Consider the following 16,007-nt stretch of genomic DNA (forward strand, 5'->3'; position numbering starts at 1 on the left):
TTGTTGACCTGGTACGGGTTTACGCCCTTAAAAACCGCGTTTTTGAAGTAAATACCGGCGAACGCCTGAAAGCGTTGAAGACAAAAGGAGTTTTCTCTGAATCGGAATATCACGAGCTGATTCAATCCTACTACTTCCTGATGAACCTGCGGCTAAAAAAACAAACCGAACAAATCATCCAGGACCATACCGAACCCGATAACTATATCGATATCTCGCAACTATCAAAAATTGAACGGGTTACATTAAAAGAGATTTTCAAGATCATTGAAAACTTTCAATCAAAGATCAAGGTGTCATTTACGGGCGGGTTATTGAGTTAATTTTCTATTCAAGGCGTATTGTATTTGTGAAGTGAACAGTCCTGTCAGTTTGAGCCTGTCAAAGGCTCGCGCGGAGGGGCCTTTGCCCGCTATGGTTCGACGAGCTCACCATGACAGCCATTTTCACGACGTCATTCATCCTTCAGAATTCTGCGAAATTTTATCGCTACCCATGACAAGTTGAAAAACGGAAGTCGTCCCGAACTTGTTTCGGCCCCCCACAGGACAGGTGACCCGCATGAAGTATACTTAGCATATGGGTTGCCGAAACAAGCTCGGCATCACATTGGGGATTAAATCGTTGTCAATCCCACCTTCAGAATTTCGCTATATTTTTCCACTGCCCAGTATCTCCTTAAAAATAACAACCAATTCCTGCTGCAAACTCACGCCCTTATCAGCATTGTACCATTGTTGCAAAGCTATCTTTTGCTGCTCCATAACAACATGGTCTTTCACCAGTTGCTCGTACAACAGCTGGCAACCGGCTGGTCGTGGGCCCCAAACGGCAAGGTTTGTATTTTCAGCATCGGCAATAATCAGTTTGGGTATCGATTTACTGCCCCTGGTGAGGTAACTGTTTATTAAAAATGGCTCGCTATCCCTTAATTGATAGTCAACTTTTATTAACGGATTTAAAGCCGATAACCGCTGAATAAAAGGCAAACTGTGGGATGCATCGCCACACCATGGCTCGGTAATAATAGTCCAGTTTTGTTTGGTGCTGATACTTGTAATCAGTTCAACTAATTCTTCATTCAGCACACCCACCTTCAGCCACCGCTCCTGCCTCGACCAATTTAGCCGGGTATAATTCAGGTAATGCGGGTCATCATAAGGAAACCGGGAATGGGTATCCGTTAAAATATCCTGAAAAAGCTGCTGATAGGCTATAAAGTCCATAAGGTGATAGTTAAAAAAGCCAATAAAGCTAAGTTAAATAACATATCCCATTTTTCATCAGATACGACAGCTCATTAAAGACAGTTGTTAAAACTTTACTTAAAAAGGATCTGTAAAACTCATTTAAATCGACTTGCTTTCCATTTAGTTTATTGACTGTTTATTTGCATCTTTAGCCACAGCATTCCAGTAAAGGCGTTAATGAGGCTTTAAATAATAATGAGAAATAACCGGGTAATTAGTTTGATCATATCGCAGGAAAAGAAGTTGGCAGCGTGGAAAGCTCAAAATGGTTTAAACATTTTACGGATATCATTAGGCTTGATATTTATATGGTTCGGCTTGCTTAAATTTTTTCCGGGAGTAAGCCCAGCCGAGGGCATTGCCGGCAAAACTATTTACACACTAACATTTGGGTTGGTTAAACCTCAAATTTCGTTACCATTACTGGCCATGTGGGAGTGTACTATTGGCTTTGGACTGGTATTTAAAAAATGGTTGCGCCTTACACTGTTATTGTTGTATTTTCAAATGGCAGGTACGTTTTTACCTTTATTTTTCTTCCCTCATGAAACCTTTGGCGCATCTGTATTTATACCCACTTTGCTGGGTCAATACATTATTAAAAATATTGTGCTGGTATCGGCCGCCATTGTAATTGGCGCGGCGGCAAAAGGCAGTCTCATAACTACGCAATATGAAAAAGCCGCCTTGCCGGCCCCACAAAAGCTAAACGCAGAATACCGCAAAAAGGCCAGGGAAACAGAACTGGTTTAAAACCAAGACTTATCACAGACACTTCGCCAAAACGCTTCCAATAGATAAAAACGGCTTACCTGATATTTTCAAGGTAAATATCATCAAACGACTTATTACGCTGTTTTTGAAACAGGCCGGAGAAACGGCGGTCAATCGGGCTAAGCAGCTGGATGCATAACCGCTTTTGCTCGTCGGTCAGTTCATTAACCATCATTCGGGCTACCTTCAGCACAACTTCTTTGGCAGTTAATAAAGTGGCCTCGCCTTTGGCGGTTAGTTTAAGGCGTTTTACCCGTTTATCCTGTTCATCGTCGTACTCGCTCACCAAACCCCGTTTTTTTAGCCTGATCAGCATATTACTGCCGCTGGATAATTCCATAATGTTATTGTATATAGCTTCTGATTTTATAGGGTTCTTTTGGTTATAAATAGTTACCAGTATCCCAAATTCTTCCATCTGGTCAAGCCCGGTACCCTCAAGCGCTTTGTTTGAATAAGCGATATGGAATTTACCAATCCGGCGCAACAGGATCACCAGTTGGCCGTTCAGGTCGGGCCGTAGGTCGCCTTTTGGCGTGCCGTAGCTTTCGGGCTTAACATTTTGGGCCAGATGGTACCGGCAAAAGTCTTCAATACTGGCCCCGGGATGCTGCGCTTCGTAAGCGCCCCAGCGCTTCACCAATTCTACTGTTTGATTTACTACCATTTGGAAGCAAAATTATAAAAAAATGACAAAAGTTATTTGTTACATACTACCATATGGTATAATATTGTATATTATTTACTACCAAAAAGTTTAAAATATGCAAATCAGTTATCTTTTACCCACTTTCCTGGTGCTGCATTTAACAGCATTAGTATTAATGGCCGGTACCACATTGGTTGATTACCTGGCTTACTCATCGTTTTGGAAGTTTGCCAACCAGGGCAACCGGCCTGATGCATTATTGAACATGATGGCCAGGCTGCCACGTGTAGCCGGTATTGGCGCTGCCGTGCTCATCACAAGCGGCATAGGCATGATGGCCGTAACCCACGGCGTTTTTGGCGAGCAGCTCTGGTTCAGGATCAAGTTTGCACTGGTGGTCCTGGTAATTCTCAATAGCCTGCTCATAGGGCGTCGGCAGAGCTTAAAGCTTCGCAAGTTACTGGAAGCTGGCGAATTGGTATTTACAACCGAAGTTGCCCGTATCAAAAGCAACATCAAAGCCTTTCACATGCTGCAGCTGCTGCTGTTTTTGCTGATTATTTTTTTAAGCGTTTTTAAATTTAACTGATATGACCATGAACATATTTATTGCAGGCGCAAATGGCGGCATTGGCCGCCAGGCGGTGGAGCAGGCTTTACAGGCCGGCCACCGGGTTACCGCGCTGGTACGTAATCCGGCTAACTTGCAGCTAATGCATCCCAATCTTAATATTATACAGGGCGACATCATGCGACCTGAAAGTTTTACAGCTGAAATGAAAGGCAAGCAAATTGTGCTATCGGCATTAGGTGTAAGCGGTGGTTTATTTAGCGATAAGCCTACCGCCCTTTACTCACAGGGCAACGCTAACCTTTTAAAAGCAATGGAGCAACATGGTGTTAAGCGCATCATTTGTATCTCGGCTTCGGCGCTGGAAATAAGCCCCGTGATTCCCTGGTATGTGCGCCTGGTTGCCCGGTATGTAATTCAAAAGCTACTTAAACATATGTATGCCGACCTGCATCGGATGGAAGCTATCGTAAAAGAAAGCAGCACCGACTGGACAATTATCCGCCCGCCACAGCTAACCGACAAACCTTTAACGGGTAATTATCGCACCGCTGTAAACCGGTTTTTAAAAAATTGCCTCCAGGTATCGCGTGCGGATGTAGGCCATTATATGGTAAACAACCTTGTTAACCAGGAAATTTACCGGGCAACCGTAGAGATAGCTTATTGAGCATGAATACCCAGGTTGAAATATTTAAAACCGATGTAATGCAGGGATGCGAAGCTGCCACGCTGATTAGCCTGCTATTGCAACATTTGCCCCACTGCCGCATCAATTTCGACCTGGAGGATTGCGACCGGATACTGCGTATTGAATCGGCGCAGCAGGAAATTAACCTGCCGCAGGTTATCCATATCATGAACAGGCAGGGTTATTCCTGTACTCTTTTAACATAATTAATAACACAAATCAAATGGAACAAATATTTATCGACCGCTTCATAATGCCCCAAAACGCAAAGGCGGAATTTACCGAACGCATGCATATCAATCGTTCATTTATCAAACAACTTCCCGGTTTTATTAAAGATGAGGCTTATGAACGTACCGACGATGAGGGCAACTTTATTTGCGTAACCATAGCCGTATGGGCCAGTGAAGAAGCGCTAAAAAACGCGAAAGAATTGGTGCAGGCCGAATATCAGCAACAAGGGTTCAACTTACCGGCCATGCTGCAGCGCCTGTATATCAGGATGGAGCGCGGGCAATATAACAGGTTTAGTAATTAGGCAGCGAGGCGAGGTTAACCTACATCCATACCAATACCGCGCACAATGCTATGGCGGCAGGCAGCATTTGCTTAATAAAAATAGCTTTGCCAGCCGTAAAGCCGCCATACAAGCCTGCTACAACCACACAGCCTAAAAAAAACATGGCCACATTTTTGGCCCATACGGCATCGCCAATGAGTAGCGCCCATATCAGCCCGGCGRCCAAAAAGCCATTATAAAGCCCCTGGTTGGCTGCAAGATTTTTGGTGGGCTCAAACAACTCGGCAGGGAACGTTTTAAAAGTTGCGCGGCCTTTGGTTGTCCAGGCAAACATTTCTATCCATAAAATATAAATGTGTTCAATGGCAACCAGGGCTATTAATATCGATGCTATAATTTTCATGATGGTATCAGGCTAATTGTATAAAACTACGCTAAATATCGCTTAATATTAAAACATAGTCAATTGTGCTTTCGACGCCATAAGCCTGGTACTTTAATATTTTAGTGCTGATAATCTCTTTTAATTTTTTCCGCTGCAAAAATACTATCAGCCTGTTGCCTGGAAATTAACCGGGTGCTATCACCCGGGTTAAAATAATAAAAAATGGAGTCTTTGGCTTTACCACGCGCGTATTGACTGGTAATAGAGATACTCCTGGATACGCTGTCAATTGATTTAAGTTTATAGCGATCATCTTCAAAATCAACATTATAAACTGAATCAATATAAATCTCTTTAGATTGGTGCCCAATCGTTGTATCCTTCGCCTGCCATTCTACAAACCTGTTGCCTTTATATTTTATATACCAATCAATTGGGATGTCGGGTACGCCCAACCGCCGCCTCGTTGGGTTAAACACCCTGCCAAACTTATCTAACTGGACATTATTGTTGTATCGGGAAATTTCTTTATAAGTTGAAGGCCCCATCGAAAGTAATAAAGTACATATCCTTAAAATTTTACTCCATTTTGATTCTTTTTGACTGATCACGACAAAAACCAAAGCGATAAATATAACAGCCATACCTGCCAATTTGGTTAGTAACCAATCAAGCGATTCTAATTTATATTTGAATTCGATATACCAAATAGCGCCTAAAAATAAACAGGAAAAGCATATGATAATTATTGACCATTTTTTCATCGGGTAAGGTTAGGATCCGCTTATGCGTTAAGGCAAACTATTAAGCGGGTATTGTGATAATGATTTATTAGCTGATAAATATATGGCAATTCCGGAATGATGTCAAAATATTTGATTTCAATAAACACCCGAAATTATATGGATACCAAACRCGCGAATTTATATCAAAAAATAAAGCCCGAATGTTTATCCATCCGGGCTTTGGTTTTTCAAATAACTTAGTACAACTTATTGTTTCAGCTTAGCCGCCATGCTCAGTGTAGTGTGGGGTACAGCCAATAAACGTTCGCGCTGGATAAGTTTGCCCGTTTCGCGACAAATGCCGTAAGTACGGTTCTCTATGCGCACCAGCGCTGCTTCCAGCTGGTCGATAAATTTCTTTTGGCGCGATGCCAGTTGGTTGATAGATTCTTTCTCCAGCGTTGCCGAGCCATCCTCTAAAGTGTTATGCGAACTGGCCGTATCATCGGTACCATTGGCATTGGGGTTACTGATGGAAGAGGTCAGATCGAGCAGTTCTTCACGGGCCGATTTGATTTTTCCCTGTATCAGTGTTTTAAATTCCAGTAGTTCGGTTTCGTTATATCTTGTTTTTTCTTGTTCAGCGTTCATGAGTGCAGTTTACCTTTTATTATTGAACCAAACAACACATCAACCACGAATAAGTTTTGTTATTTTTTAATCAAAAAGTAAAGATGGTTTAATTATTTAATTATTATTTTAACATAGCACAAACATCGTTTTATTAGTTCATCTTTGATTACTACACACAGCCAGAAATACATCCGGCAGGTTATAAAACCCATACTACCATGAGCAAAGACAAAAAAAGCATGCCGAATCCGGTAGGTAAAAAAGCCCCGTCTGATTACCAGGCTGGTAAAACCAGCAAAGCCAAGCTGGACATTATAGTACCCAATAAAAAAGCTAAATAATGGCCGCCAAGTCTGCCGAGGCCCAGGCCAGGGATTTTTTATATGAACTAACCAATTGCGCCAGCGAGTACGGGTTTGCTAAAGACGAGTTGTGGAACGTAAGCATAGCCGCCGATAAACAAAAAGCAGCTATCGAAAAGAAATACTACCCTGTAATATCGGCCTTGCTTGCACCTGATGTACTTGCCACCGTTCCAGGACTTGTAGCTACCCGGTTAAACCAGGTAATTGCCGGTGCAGAACAAGGTGTACTTAAGGCGGGYCCTAAAGCCGAACCGCAATACCTGGTGGCGTATGTGGCTACAAGGAAGATGTAAAAAAGTACTGTTAAAAAAGCCACCGGTTGCAAATTCAACCAGTGGCTTAAATAATTTAAAATAGCCCTAACTGGCCTTTATCGTCTATATCAATATCATCCGGGTTGGTAATCTCGAAATCAATTTTCTTGGTTTGAGTTTGCGCCGGTTTTGCAGGCGAATCCGATGATTCATTTGAGGCTTCGCCAGCTTCAGGTTCCGGTGATTTTGCCGATTCTGTTTTGGGTGATTCTTCTTTCGGAGATTCAACCTGTTTTGGGGCCGATTTCGTTGCCGGTGCTTCCGGTTTTACCTGTTCCGTTTCCGGTTCGGTTTCATCAGTCTCAATGTTTGTTTCACCCGATTCTTCTGCTTCGTTATCTTCATCTTCAACGGGCTCTTCTGCAACATCCTCAGTAGCTATCAGCTCGACAGATTTGATGGGTAATTGCGACAGGCGGTTGCCCATGGCTTTCATACCTTTTACATCTATCAGGTCGGCAAGGTTTACATCAATGGTTTCGGGCGTTTGCTCTTTACCTTTTAGCTGTACAACTTTTACCAATTGGTTTGCTTTGGCGATGTAAAGCAGTTTTGATCCCGGCTCATCGCTGATGATGCTTACCTGTTTGCCTATAGCTATGGTTTCAAACACGAAGCGTTTAACCATATAGTTTTTAGATTTCCCATCCAGGTGAATTACCGAGAAAACCTTTTTAGGATCATATTTTTCAATCAGGATCATTTTATCATCAAAATGATTGTTCAGATCGAAATTAGTAAGCTCATACACGCCCGTACTTAGTACATTCAGGATCCGGTCGTCGCCATCAAACTCGCCCAGGTATTTCCCCCGCCCATCGGCGTTAAGGCGTTTCAGGATCTCATCATACCAAATTTTTCTGCCGGCCAGGGTTGATATCCCCTTCGATTTCAGCACTATCTTTTTAACCGGGTACTTGGTAATGATATTCCCCATCGATCCGCGGCCTTTTATGGCTATCGAAGCAAAATCCTCATCAAACTGCAGTTTCTTAAGTTTTGAATGTGGTTTAAGCTGCACATTCACTATTTCGGCCTCGCCGTTGGAGTTGGCTGTAAAGTACAGCACTTTGGTGCCCTTTGTGCCCTTGGTAAGGTCGTATTCCTTATCGCGGGTTACCCCTACTACCGAGAAACGTTTGATATACGCAATGCCGCTTTCGCCATCTTTATATATCATGTTATACACGGTACGCTCGTCGTTCTTTTTAAATACGGCTACGTGAATGATATCTTTACCCACAAAAACCTTATCCTGCACTTTCGTGATCAGGCAGCGGCCATCGGCACGGAAAACGATGATCTCGTCGATATCCGAGCAATCGCCAACGTACTCAACCGCGTCATCCTTTTTAAGGCCCGAGCCCACAAAGCCATCGGTTTTATTAACGTACAATTTTATATTGGCCAATGCCACCTGTGCTGCTTCTACTTTATCGAAGGTGCGCAGTTCGGTTTTACGTCCCCTGTCTTTCCCGTACTTTTCGCGCAGCTTTTCAAACCAGGCAATGGTATAATCGGTTAGGTGTTTCAGGTGATGTTTTACCTGCTTTATTTCGTTTTCCAGGGCCTTCATCTGCTCATCCGCTTTTTTAACGTCAAAGCGGGTGATGCTGCTCATAGGTTTATCTATCAGCTTTTTGTAATCCTCGGCTACTATGGTACGGTAAAACTGCGGGAAGAACGGCTCGAACAATCGGTTCAATACCTCCAGCACCGTTTCAAAATTACCCGATGTTTCATAGTCGGGGTGTTTGTACATCCCCTCCTGTATAAATATTTTAAGCAATGAGCTGAAGAAGATCTTCTCCATCAATTCCTTCAGCCTTATCTCCAGTTCCTGTTTTAATAGCTCTTTTGTAAAAAACGTGCTTTCGGTAAGCATATCGTTCACGCTCATAAAGCGCGGCTTATCTGATTGGATAACGCAGGTATTGGGCGATATAGATACCTCGCAGTCGGTAAATGCATATAACGCATCGATTGTTACGTCGGGGGATATACCAGGCGCAAGGTGCACCACAATTTCTACATCCCTTGATGTATTATCTTCAATCTTCTTAATCTTGATCTTGCCTTTTTCGTTGGCATTCACAATACTTTCCATCAGGCCACCGGTGGTGGTACTAAACGGAATTTCGGATATAACAAGTGTCTTTTTGTCTTTCTCGGCAATGCGGGCGCGTACCCTTACCTTGCCGCCGCGCTGGCCCTCGTTATAAGCAGATGCATCGGCCATACCCCCGGTAGGGAAATCGGGCAGCAAATTAGGCCTCACCCCTTTAAGGGCGGCTATTGATGCATCAATCAGCTCGATAAAATTATGCGGTAATATTTTGGTAGCCAAACCTACCGCTATACCTTCGGCACCCTGGGCAAGCAGCAGGGGGAATTTTACGGGCAGGGTAATAGGTTCTTTATTACGGCCATCATAGCTGGCCTGCCAAATAGTGGTATCGGCATTAAAAACCACATCCAACGCAAATTTGGATAAGCGGGCCTCGATATAACGCGGAGCCGCTGCCGAATCACCCGTAACCGGATCGCCCCAGTTGCCCTGGCAGTCAATCAGCAGGTTTTTTTGCCCTATTTGTACCATGGCATCACCTATGGATGCATCACCGTGGGGGTGATACTTCATGGTATTACCTATTACGTTGGCGGCCTTATTAAAACGCCCGTCGTCCATTTCTTTTAAGGAGTGCAGGATACGGCGCTGTACAGGTTTTAAACCATCATTAATGTGTGGTACGGCACGGTCAAGGATAACGTAAGAGGCATAATCAAGAAACCAGTTTTCGTATAACCCGTCGAGTGAGGTAACGTTATGTAATTTGTCGTCGTTATTGTCAGGTATCTCGTTTTGATTCAGATCTTCACTCATTATTCGCTAAAAACTTTTGGATGGGTAAAGATAAAAAATAATGCTGATGTGCAGGTTGGAGATAATTTGAAAATTTGAGGATTTGAAAATTTGAAAATTATTGTCAAATACTGATATGCAGATTTCAGATGTGCGGATGATTTTTTTAACACGAATGGTGCGAATTGATTCGAATTTCACGAATTTTTTGTTGTTAGTGATTTGACTGAACCAGAATTAAACAGATTCTTCAGATTACACAGATTTTAGAAATTTTGACCATTCGGCCTCCTGCAAATCAAATCAAAAAAATCTGAAGAATCTGCTTAATCCGAGTTCAGACCAATCATCTGCACATCTGAAATCTGCACACCTGCACATCAATAACCTACCCCAACCTAACATAATGGCCTATACGCAACTGAAGATATTGCGCCTTTACCAGTAAGGTTTTGGTTTGTATAAAACGCTCCATATCGTGCGGTGCACTCATTAAACTGTTTTTGTAAACCTGGCCAAAATCAAAGTAGTTTAAATTAAACTTCCATTTGGTTTTTAAAAAATCAATAACCTGCTCGTCTTTCTCCAGCAATAGTTCGTAGTTGATAACCAGGTAATCATCCGCCGGTAACTTTTTTAAGGTCTTTAGTATCTGTTCATTATAGTTTATCCACACCTTTAAATAGGTTTCGGCATGCTCCATATAAAAGCTTTCTTCCCGGCGGCTACGGCGCCAATACTTCCAAATCAGCTGTTGGAGATAATTACGACCCTTATATTTTTTGTCGACGTTTGCAAACTCCCGTTTTATAAGCGAACTGATAACAGCATTGTAATCGCGCATGATTACCAGGTATTTGGCTTCGGGTAGCAGCTTACTGTAAGTATCCAGGAACAGGCAGGTACGCGGATCTTTCCACCCCCATTGTTCATACAGCTGCTGTTTTATATTGATAACGCCTTGCAATTTGGCCAGTTGGTAAGCCGATAGTTCTATCTTTTTGGCATCTACCAGCCCCGATATATCAAGGCTGTTGTTATTTAAAATCTCCTCATGCAACTTCAAAAATTCTACATCCTCAAAATGCCCCTCAACATTGCCATTGCCGGCGGCTACCAGGCTTTCGCCAATTTGCAATCCACAGCGGTTAAGCCAGTTTGTTATCAACGACGTTCCGGAACGGTGCATCCCGGTGATGATTAAAGTTTGATGTTGCATGAGTATTAATTTATGAGTTTATATTTTTAAGATATTTAACAGGCGATGTACTGCCGGTTTAATAAATGACGCTCTTGCTGTATAAAAGCCAGCAGCATCACCGTACATTCTGTAATGTCATGGGCATAGGTGTTAATATACAGGTGAGGCGTTGCCGGTGCTTCAAACGGATCATTCACGCCTGTTAAATTGCCTACCCTTTCCGGGTGGCCGGCAGGCAGTTGCGCTTTGTGATAAAGTCCTTTGGTATCTCTTGCTTTTAAAATGGGCAATGGGCAGTCAATATGAACTACTTTAACATCATCGTAGTCGTTAATCAGTTGGCTCCGCATGGCCTCATAGGGCATTATGGCGCTAATGACGGTAACTATGCCCTGGTTGCTAAACTTGCTGGCTATAAAACCCAACCGCCTTATATTTTCAAAGCGGTCTTCCCTTGAATATTTAAGATCAGGGAATAATTGCTGTCGGTATTCATCGGCATCTATTACCTCCGTTTGGATTTCCACCCGGTTAAGATTTTCCTTCATTTTTTTGGCGAGGGTTGTTTTCCCGGCACCCGACAGGCCACAAAGTAGTATGATCATAAATTAATAGTTTGTTAAACGTAAAACAGGCTGATGTTTAAACCTTTAATTAATTACCTGGTTAACGGTAAATTTTCAGCTTAAATTGCAGCTACCAAAGCGTGCATCGACATAGAGCACTTTTTTATCGACGAAGCTGTAAAACAAAGAGACGGCGACAGGGGCGCAGTTGCCATACCAGTTAGGCATACTATCGCTGTTTGCAGAAAAGATTACTTATTTATGAACGTTAAGTAGATATCTCAAATTAGATTTTCTTAATTTTAAACATAAACTTATACAACCTATTAATTATGGAAAACCACGCAGATAACAGCAAACTAAGCGATGTTAACAGCCCCAGCGCTGCAGCCAAATGCCCGTTTTTAAACGGAGCCCTAAAGCAAAGCGCCGGTAGCGGAACCAGGAACCGCGACTGGTGGCCTAACCAGCTAAAACTGAACATTCTTCGCCAAAATTCGCTCCTTTCAAACCCGATGGGCGAGGCATTCAATTATGCCGAAGAATTTAAAAGCCTGGACCTGGATGCTGTTAAACAAGATATTTTTGAGTTGATGACTACATCGCAGGATTGGTGGCCGGCCGATTATGGCCATTATGGTCCCTTCTTTATCCGCATGGCCTGGCACAGCGCCGGTACATACCGGGTTTCTGACGGGCGTGGCGGTGCAGGTTTTGGCACCCAGCGCTTTGCACCGCTCAACAGCTGGCCCGATAATGCTAATTTGGACAAAGCACGCTTACTACTTTGGCCGATAAAACAAAAATATGGCAAAAAATTGTCATGGGCCGATCTGATGATACTTACCGGCAACTGTGCCCTCGAGTCGATGGGGTTAAAACCTTTTGGTTTTGGCGGCGGCCGTGCCGATGTTTGGGAACCGGCCGAGGATGTTTACTGGGGATCTGAAAAAGAATGGCTGGGCGACGCCCGCTATACAGCCGATCGCGAACTGGAAAACCCGCTTGCTGCCGTACAAATGGGTTTAATTTATGTAAACCCCGAAGGCCCTAATGGAAACCCCGATCCGCTTGCATCTGCACGCGACATTCGCGAAACTTTTGGCCGTATGGCGATGAATGACGAAGAAACAGTTGCCCTTATAGCCGGCGGCCATACCTTTGGCAAAACGCATGGCGCTGCCGATCCGGGCCAATACGTAGGCAAAGAACCCGCAGGCGCTGCTATTGAAGAGCAGGGACTTGGCTGGAAAAACAGTTTTGGCAGCGGTAATGCAAGCTACACGATTACCAGCGGTTTAGAGGGAGCATGGACCACCACACCTACGCAATGGAGCAACAACTATTTTGAAAACCTGTTTGGTTACGAATGGGAGTTAACCAAAGGCTCCGGCGGTGCACACCAATGGAAACCTAAAGACGATGCAGGCGCGGGTTTAATACCCGATGCGCATGACCCGGCAAAACGCCACGCGCCATTTATGCTTACATCAGATATCGCTTTAAAAGTTGACCCTGCATACGAGAAAGTTTCAAGGCATTTTTACGAAAACCCCGGCGAGTTTGCCGATGCGTTTTCGCGCGCCTGGTTTAAGCTTACTCACCGCGATATGGGTCCGCGTACCCGTTACCTTGGCCCGGATGTACCTGCCGAAGTATTGATATGGCAGGACCCTATCCCTGCAGTTACCCATCAGCTAATTGATGATAGTGACATAGCTGCGTTGAAAGGCAAAATTCTTGATTCGGGATTGCCTGTGTCACACCTGGTATCAACCGCATGGGCATCGGCATCAACATTCCGCGGTTCTGATAAGCGTGGTGGTGCCAACGGTGCACGTGTTCGCCTTGCCCCACAAAAGGATTGGGAAGTAAATAACCCTACTCAGCTGGCACATGTTTTATCAGCGCTTGAAGGTATCCAACATGATTTCAACAACGCTCAAACCAATGGTAAAAGCGTTTCTATTGCCGACCTGATTGTTTTAGCCGGATCCGCAGGTATCGAGAAAGCGGCTAAAAATGCTGGTTTTGATATCAACGTTCCTTTTACGCCGGGCCGGGCCGATGCATCACAAGAACAAACCGACGTAGAATCATTTGAATACCTTGAACCCGGTGCCGATGGTTTCCGTAACTATTTTAATCCTCAGCATTCCAGCGCCGCTGAAGCAATGCTGATTGATAAAGCACAGCTGCTTACATTAACCGCGCCGGAACTAACGGCTTTAATTGGTGGGATGCGCGTATTAGGTACTAATTTTAACGGATCGCAGCATGGCGTGTTAACCAAACGCCCGGAAACACTTACCAACGATTTTTTTGTAAACCTGCTTGATTTATCGACAACATGGAAACCGACATCAGATGCCGGCCTGGTGTTCACCGGATCGGACAGGGCTACAGGAGAAATTAAATGGACCGGTACCCGTGTCGACCTCATCTTCGGTTCTAACTCCGAACTTAGGGCCATTGCCGAAGTTTATGCCTGTGCAGACGGTGGAGAAAAGTTTGTTAAAGATTTTATCGCCGCATGGGCTAAGGTTATGAACCTGGACCGGTTTGATTTGGTTTGATTGTAGCTTTATATTAGTTAGCGTATAGAGAGGTGGCCGGTGATAAGGCCACCTTTTTTGTTAGCACTTGAAAATTGGTAATTTTATTATTCGCCAGCCTCCCGCAAAACAGAATCGATCAGTGATTTTGCTATCCTAAAATTGGTTTGCTGTATTTGTTCAAAATAAGGCCTCAATGCAGGAATAAGGCCTTTACTTTTTGCGATTACCAATAAGCCAATGGTTCCTTTAACTAGCATTCCAAGCTTTTCCGCAAACTTCCGGGCATGGCCATCATCAATAATTAAAAAATCGAAGGTTATTTCGGATGCCAAAGCTATTGCACTTGCTTCTCCATAATCCACAAAATTTAGGAATTCATTTTGCAGAGCAACATTAGCCACCGGCCTAATAATAACCCAATCGGGTAAGGGATATCTAAACTCGCTGGCTATTTGAGGCGTTGTTATTACAACCGGGAATAGCTGATGTAACAAATCGAGCGCATCCAACTTTTGCAATAAACTAAAGCAACTTGTATCAGTAATAATTACGCTATATCCCTTTGGCATCATTTATAGCATCCGCTGCACTTGCGTCAAAAAAATGCACACCATAATTCACCAAAATCTCGGCATAATCCCATTTCTGCATACCGCACATTTCTGCCGCCTGGCCTAAAGTTAATTTACCCGATTCATACAACTTGGCAGCAAGGAACCGTACGGTTTCGTCATGTTCTTTTTCAAGGGCATCGGGAACCTGTAATGTCATTGTAGTCATGATATAAAGATAGTGATTTAAAAAATAAAGGCAAAAACACTGTACCAGTTATGGAATTAAAAAAATTCTTATTTTATTCTACTAAATACATAGACAATATAGAATTAATTATATATTTGCGGCAGATAGTTTATAAAAGGGTGCTTTTAATAGCTACAACGCAGGCGCTGGCTGGCAGCAAGCGGATGGTTCGACCCCATCCCCTGCATCTCTTCTCTTCTCATATTTATGTTTTATAATTGGTTAGATCAGAGTTCCTGCCCATCAGGAGCTCTTTTCTTGTTTTATATTAACCTACAGGCAACATAAAAATAACTTATTAAAATAATTTAAAAAGTTCTTTTTATTGAAAATAAGTTTTATTATGTTTGTACCAGTAATGCACAACTTGTTATTAAATAGAATTCTTTTTAGCCTTATGTCGGTGAGGTTAAAACAGTTTTGTTAATTGGTTTGATAAAATCCTCGTTTCGGCGGGGATTTTTTTTAATACGCTTTTTTTAATTCAACATATATATAACAAAGGTTCTTTAGAAAATTATGGCCCGATTAAATTTATTGGAAGAGACCCGGTACGAGAAGCTGCCGGTAAGCGTTTATGGCAACCAGCAGGAGGCATCCATTGCCGTAGCAGGCAGGATAGCCAAACTTATCCGCGATAAACAGGCAAAAGGCGAGCAGGCAGTGCTTGGCCTGGCAACAGGTGTTACCCCCATCCGTGTTTATGCCGAACTGGTACGCTTGCACAAGGAAGAAGGCTTGTCGTTTAAAGATGTCATCACCTTTAATTTGGATGAGTATTATCCGATGAAACCCGATGCAGCCCAAAGCTATGTTACTTTCATGTATGAAAATCTTTTCAGCCATGTTGATATTGATAAGGCCAATGTGCATATCCCCGATGGTACTTTGGATAAAGAAGACGTGGTAACCTTCTGCCTGGATTATGAAAAACAGATTGAAGAATTAGGCGGCCTGGATTTACAGATATTAGGTATCGGCCGTACCGGCCACATCGGTTTTAACGAACCGGGTTCGGCGCCAAATTCGGGTACCCGTTTGGTTACCCTGGATGACCTTACCCGCAGTGATGCCGCCCGCGATTTTGGTGGTAAAGCCAATGTGCCTACCAAAGCCATTACCATGGGGATTGGTACTATTT

The 16,007-nt window shown here is 43.3% G+C and carries 20 protein-coding genes; 10 read left to right on the forward strand and 10 right to left on the reverse strand.

The annotated features are described in order from the left end of the window. Positions 1–323 (forward strand): putative nucleotidyltransferase substrate binding domain-containing protein (locus AC1DV1_RS30285; RefSeq protein WP_477368221.1); only part of this gene is annotated, 323 nt, incomplete at its 5' end. Positions 324–650: 327 nt separating this feature from the next. On the opposite strand, the gene AC1DV1_RS30290 is transcribed toward AC1DV1_RS30285, so the two are convergent. After that, on the reverse strand, positions 651–1,226 hold the full coding sequence (locus AC1DV1_RS30290; protein ID WP_477368225.1) for a thioredoxin family protein: 576 nt from the start codon (positions 1,224–1,226) through the stop codon (positions 651–653). A gap of 219 nt (positions 1,227–1,445) precedes the next feature. On the opposite strand from AC1DV1_RS30290, the gene AC1DV1_RS30295 reads away from it, so the two are divergent. Then, positions 1,446–2,003, forward strand: coding sequence for a DoxX family membrane protein (locus AC1DV1_RS30295; protein ID WP_477368229.1), 558 nt, complete (start codon positions 1,446–1,448; stop codon positions 2,001–2,003). Positions 2,004–2,058: 55 nt separating this feature from the next. Here the strand turns inward: AC1DV1_RS30295 and AC1DV1_RS30300 are convergent, their stop codons facing one another. Continuing rightward, positions 2,059–2,691, reverse strand: a complete 633-nt coding sequence (locus tag AC1DV1_RS30300) for a MarR family winged helix-turn-helix transcriptional regulator (RefSeq protein ID WP_477368232.1) — start codon at positions 2,689–2,691, stop codon at positions 2,059–2,061. A gap of 97 nt (positions 2,692–2,788) precedes the next feature. Here AC1DV1_RS30300 and AC1DV1_RS30305 point away from each other — a divergent pair, with 97 nt between their 5' ends. The 4 genes from AC1DV1_RS30305 to AC1DV1_RS30320 are packed head-to-tail and all read left to right on the forward strand — an operon-like array spanning position 2,789 to position 4,473. Next, positions 2,789–3,262, forward strand: a complete 474-nt coding sequence (locus AC1DV1_RS30305) for a hypothetical protein (RefSeq protein WP_477368235.1) — start codon at positions 2,789–2,791, stop codon at positions 3,260–3,262. Positions 3,263–3,269: 7 nt separating this feature from the next. Further along, a complete protein-coding gene (locus tag AC1DV1_RS30310; protein ID WP_477368238.1) occupies positions 3,270–3,914 on the forward strand; it encodes an NAD(P)-dependent oxidoreductase in 645 nt (214 codons plus the stop codon). Positions 3,915–3,916: 2 nt separating this feature from the next. After that, positions 3,917–4,141 carry a hypothetical protein gene (locus tag AC1DV1_RS30315; RefSeq protein ID WP_477368241.1) on the forward strand — a complete coding sequence of 75 codons (225 nt, stop codon included), beginning with the start codon at positions 3,917–3,919 and terminating at the stop codon, positions 4,139–4,141. Between the two features lie 17 nt (positions 4,142–4,158). Further along, entirely contained in the window at positions 4,159–4,473 is a 315-nt protein-coding gene (locus AC1DV1_RS30320) for an antibiotic biosynthesis monooxygenase family protein (protein WP_477368244.1), read from the forward strand. A 19-nt stretch (positions 4,474–4,492) separates the two neighbouring features. Here AC1DV1_RS30320 and AC1DV1_RS30325 read toward each other — a convergent pair whose 3' ends face one another. The 3 genes from AC1DV1_RS30325 to AC1DV1_RS30335 all read right to left on the reverse strand — a co-directional run bounded on the left by AC1DV1_RS30325 (position 4,493) and on the right by AC1DV1_RS30335 (position 6,216). Continuing rightward, positions 4,493–4,858 (reverse strand): DUF1304 domain-containing protein, encoded by a 366-nt coding sequence (locus AC1DV1_RS30325; protein WP_477368247.1) that lies wholly within the window; start codon positions 4,856–4,858, stop codon positions 4,493–4,495. Between the two features lie 101 nt (positions 4,859–4,959). Next, entirely contained in the window at positions 4,960–5,484 is a 525-nt protein-coding gene (locus AC1DV1_RS30330; RefSeq protein ID WP_477368250.1) for a hypothetical protein, read from the reverse strand. A 348-nt stretch (positions 5,485–5,832) separates the two neighbouring features. After that, positions 5,833–6,216: a TraR/DksA family transcriptional regulator gene (locus AC1DV1_RS30335; RefSeq protein ID WP_090645387.1), complete on the reverse strand. Its 384-nt coding sequence runs from the start codon at positions 6,214–6,216 to the stop codon at positions 5,833–5,835. Positions 6,217–6,416: 200 nt separating this feature from the next. On the opposite strand from AC1DV1_RS30335, the gene AC1DV1_RS30340 reads away from it, so the two are divergent. Both AC1DV1_RS30340 and AC1DV1_RS30345 read left to right on the forward strand, forming a co-directional pair. Further along, the gene (locus AC1DV1_RS30340; protein ID WP_477368253.1) at positions 6,417–6,539 is read left to right on the forward strand and encodes a hypothetical protein; all 123 of its coding nucleotides are present in this window, start codon (positions 6,417–6,419) and stop codon (positions 6,537–6,539) included. Beyond that, positions 6,539–6,856 carry a hypothetical protein gene (locus AC1DV1_RS30345; RefSeq protein ID WP_477368256.1) on the forward strand — a complete coding sequence of 106 codons (318 nt, stop codon included), beginning with the start codon at positions 6,539–6,541 and terminating at the stop codon, positions 6,854–6,856. Before AC1DV1_RS30340 ends, AC1DV1_RS30345 begins: the two co-directional genes overlap by 1 nt. 55 nt (positions 6,857–6,911) lie before the next feature. On the opposite strand, the gene AC1DV1_RS30350 is transcribed toward AC1DV1_RS30345, so the two are convergent. The 3 genes from AC1DV1_RS30350 to cysC all read right to left on the reverse strand — a co-directional run bounded on the left by AC1DV1_RS30350 (position 6,912) and on the right by cysC (position 11,546). Continuing rightward, a complete protein-coding gene (locus AC1DV1_RS30350) occupies positions 6,912–9,761 on the reverse strand; it encodes a DNA gyrase/topoisomerase IV subunit A (RefSeq protein WP_477368259.1) in 2,850 nt (949 codons plus the stop codon). A 367-nt stretch (positions 9,762–10,128) separates the two neighbouring features. Next, positions 10,129–10,959 (reverse strand): sulfotransferase, encoded by an 831-nt coding sequence (locus tag AC1DV1_RS30355; RefSeq protein WP_477368262.1) that lies wholly within the window; start codon positions 10,957–10,959, stop codon positions 10,129–10,131. A gap of 35 nt (positions 10,960–10,994) precedes the next feature. After that, a complete protein-coding gene (cysC, locus tag AC1DV1_RS30360) occupies positions 10,995–11,546 on the reverse strand; it encodes an adenylyl-sulfate kinase (protein ID WP_477368265.1) in 552 nt (183 codons plus the stop codon). Between the two features lie 293 nt (positions 11,547–11,839). Here cysC and katG point away from each other — a divergent pair, with 293 nt between their 5' ends. Beyond that, positions 11,840–14,083 carry a catalase/peroxidase HPI gene (gene katG, locus AC1DV1_RS30365; RefSeq protein WP_477368268.1) on the forward strand — a complete coding sequence of 748 codons (2,244 nt, stop codon included), beginning with the start codon at positions 11,840–11,842 and terminating at the stop codon, positions 14,081–14,083. An 86-nt stretch (positions 14,084–14,169) separates the two neighbouring features. Here katG and AC1DV1_RS30370 read toward each other — a convergent pair whose 3' ends face one another. Together AC1DV1_RS30370 and AC1DV1_RS30375 are read right to left on the reverse strand one after the other, a co-directional pair. After that, on the reverse strand, positions 14,170–14,637 hold the full coding sequence (locus tag AC1DV1_RS30370; protein WP_477368271.1) for a PIN domain-containing protein: 468 nt from the start codon (positions 14,635–14,637) through the stop codon (positions 14,170–14,172). Continuing rightward, on the reverse strand, positions 14,618–14,845 hold the full coding sequence (locus tag AC1DV1_RS30375) for a UPF0175 family protein (RefSeq protein WP_477368275.1): 228 nt from the start codon (positions 14,843–14,845) through the stop codon (positions 14,618–14,620). The genes AC1DV1_RS30370 and AC1DV1_RS30375 overlap by 20 nt, the downstream gene beginning before the upstream one ends. A 540-nt stretch (positions 14,846–15,385) precedes the next feature. Here AC1DV1_RS30375 and AC1DV1_RS30380 point away from each other — a divergent pair. After that, a partial coding sequence (locus AC1DV1_RS30380) for a 6-phosphogluconolactonase (RefSeq protein WP_477368278.1) occupies positions 15,386–16,007 on the forward strand: 622 nt, incomplete at its 3' end.

Source organism: Mucilaginibacter sp. P4_D1 (genome assembly GCF_056401935.1).

Coding starts and splice junctions, on each gene's coding strand:
- AC1DV1_RS30290 (WP_477368225.1), bottom strand. CDS start 1,226: ATGGACTTTATAGCCTATCAGCAGCTTTTTCAGGATATTTTAACGGAT.
- AC1DV1_RS30295 (WP_477368229.1), top strand. CDS start 1,446: ATGAGAAATAACCGGGTAATTAGTTTGATCATATCGCAGGAAAAGAAG.
- AC1DV1_RS30300 (WP_477368232.1), bottom strand. CDS start 2,691: ATGGTAGTAAATCAAACAGTAGAATTGGTGAAGCGCTGGGGCGCTTAC.
- AC1DV1_RS30305 (WP_477368235.1), top strand. CDS start 2,789: ATGCAAATCAGTTATCTTTTACCCACTTTCCTGGTGCTGCATTTAACA.
- AC1DV1_RS30310 (WP_477368238.1), top strand. CDS start 3,270: ATGAACATATTTATTGCAGGCGCAAATGGCGGCATTGGCCGCCAGGCG.
- AC1DV1_RS30315 (WP_477368241.1), top strand. CDS start 3,917: ATGAATACCCAGGTTGAAATATTTAAAACCGATGTAATGCAGGGATGC.
- AC1DV1_RS30320 (WP_477368244.1), top strand. CDS start 4,159: ATGGAACAAATATTTATCGACCGCTTCATAATGCCCCAAAACGCAAAG.
- AC1DV1_RS30330 (WP_477368250.1), bottom strand. CDS start 5,484: ATGGCTGTTATATTTATCGCTTTGGTTTTTGTCGTGATCAGTCAAAAA.
- AC1DV1_RS30335 (WP_090645387.1), bottom strand. CDS start 6,216: ATGAACGCTGAACAAGAAAAAACAAGATATAACGAAACCGAACTACTG.
- AC1DV1_RS30340 (WP_477368253.1), top strand. CDS start 6,417: ATGAGCAAAGACAAAAAAAGCATGCCGAATCCGGTAGGTAAAAAAGCC.
- AC1DV1_RS30350 (WP_477368259.1), bottom strand. CDS start 9,761: ATGAGTGAAGATCTGAATCAAAACGAGATACCTGACAATAACGACGAC.
- AC1DV1_RS30355 (WP_477368262.1), bottom strand. CDS start 10,959: ATGCAACATCAAACTTTAATCATCACCGGGATGCACCGTTCCGGAACG.
- cysC (WP_477368265.1), bottom strand. CDS start 11,546: ATGATCATACTACTTTGTGGCCTGTCGGGTGCCGGGAAAACAACCCTC.
- katG (WP_477368268.1), top strand. CDS start 11,840: ATGGAAAACCACGCAGATAACAGCAAACTAAGCGATGTTAACAGCCCC.
- AC1DV1_RS30370 (WP_477368271.1), bottom strand. CDS start 14,637: ATGATGCCAAAGGGATATAGCGTAATTATTACTGATACAAGTTGCTTT.
- AC1DV1_RS30375 (WP_477368275.1), bottom strand. CDS start 14,845: ATGACTACAATGACATTACAGGTTCCCGATGCCCTTGAAAAAGAACAT.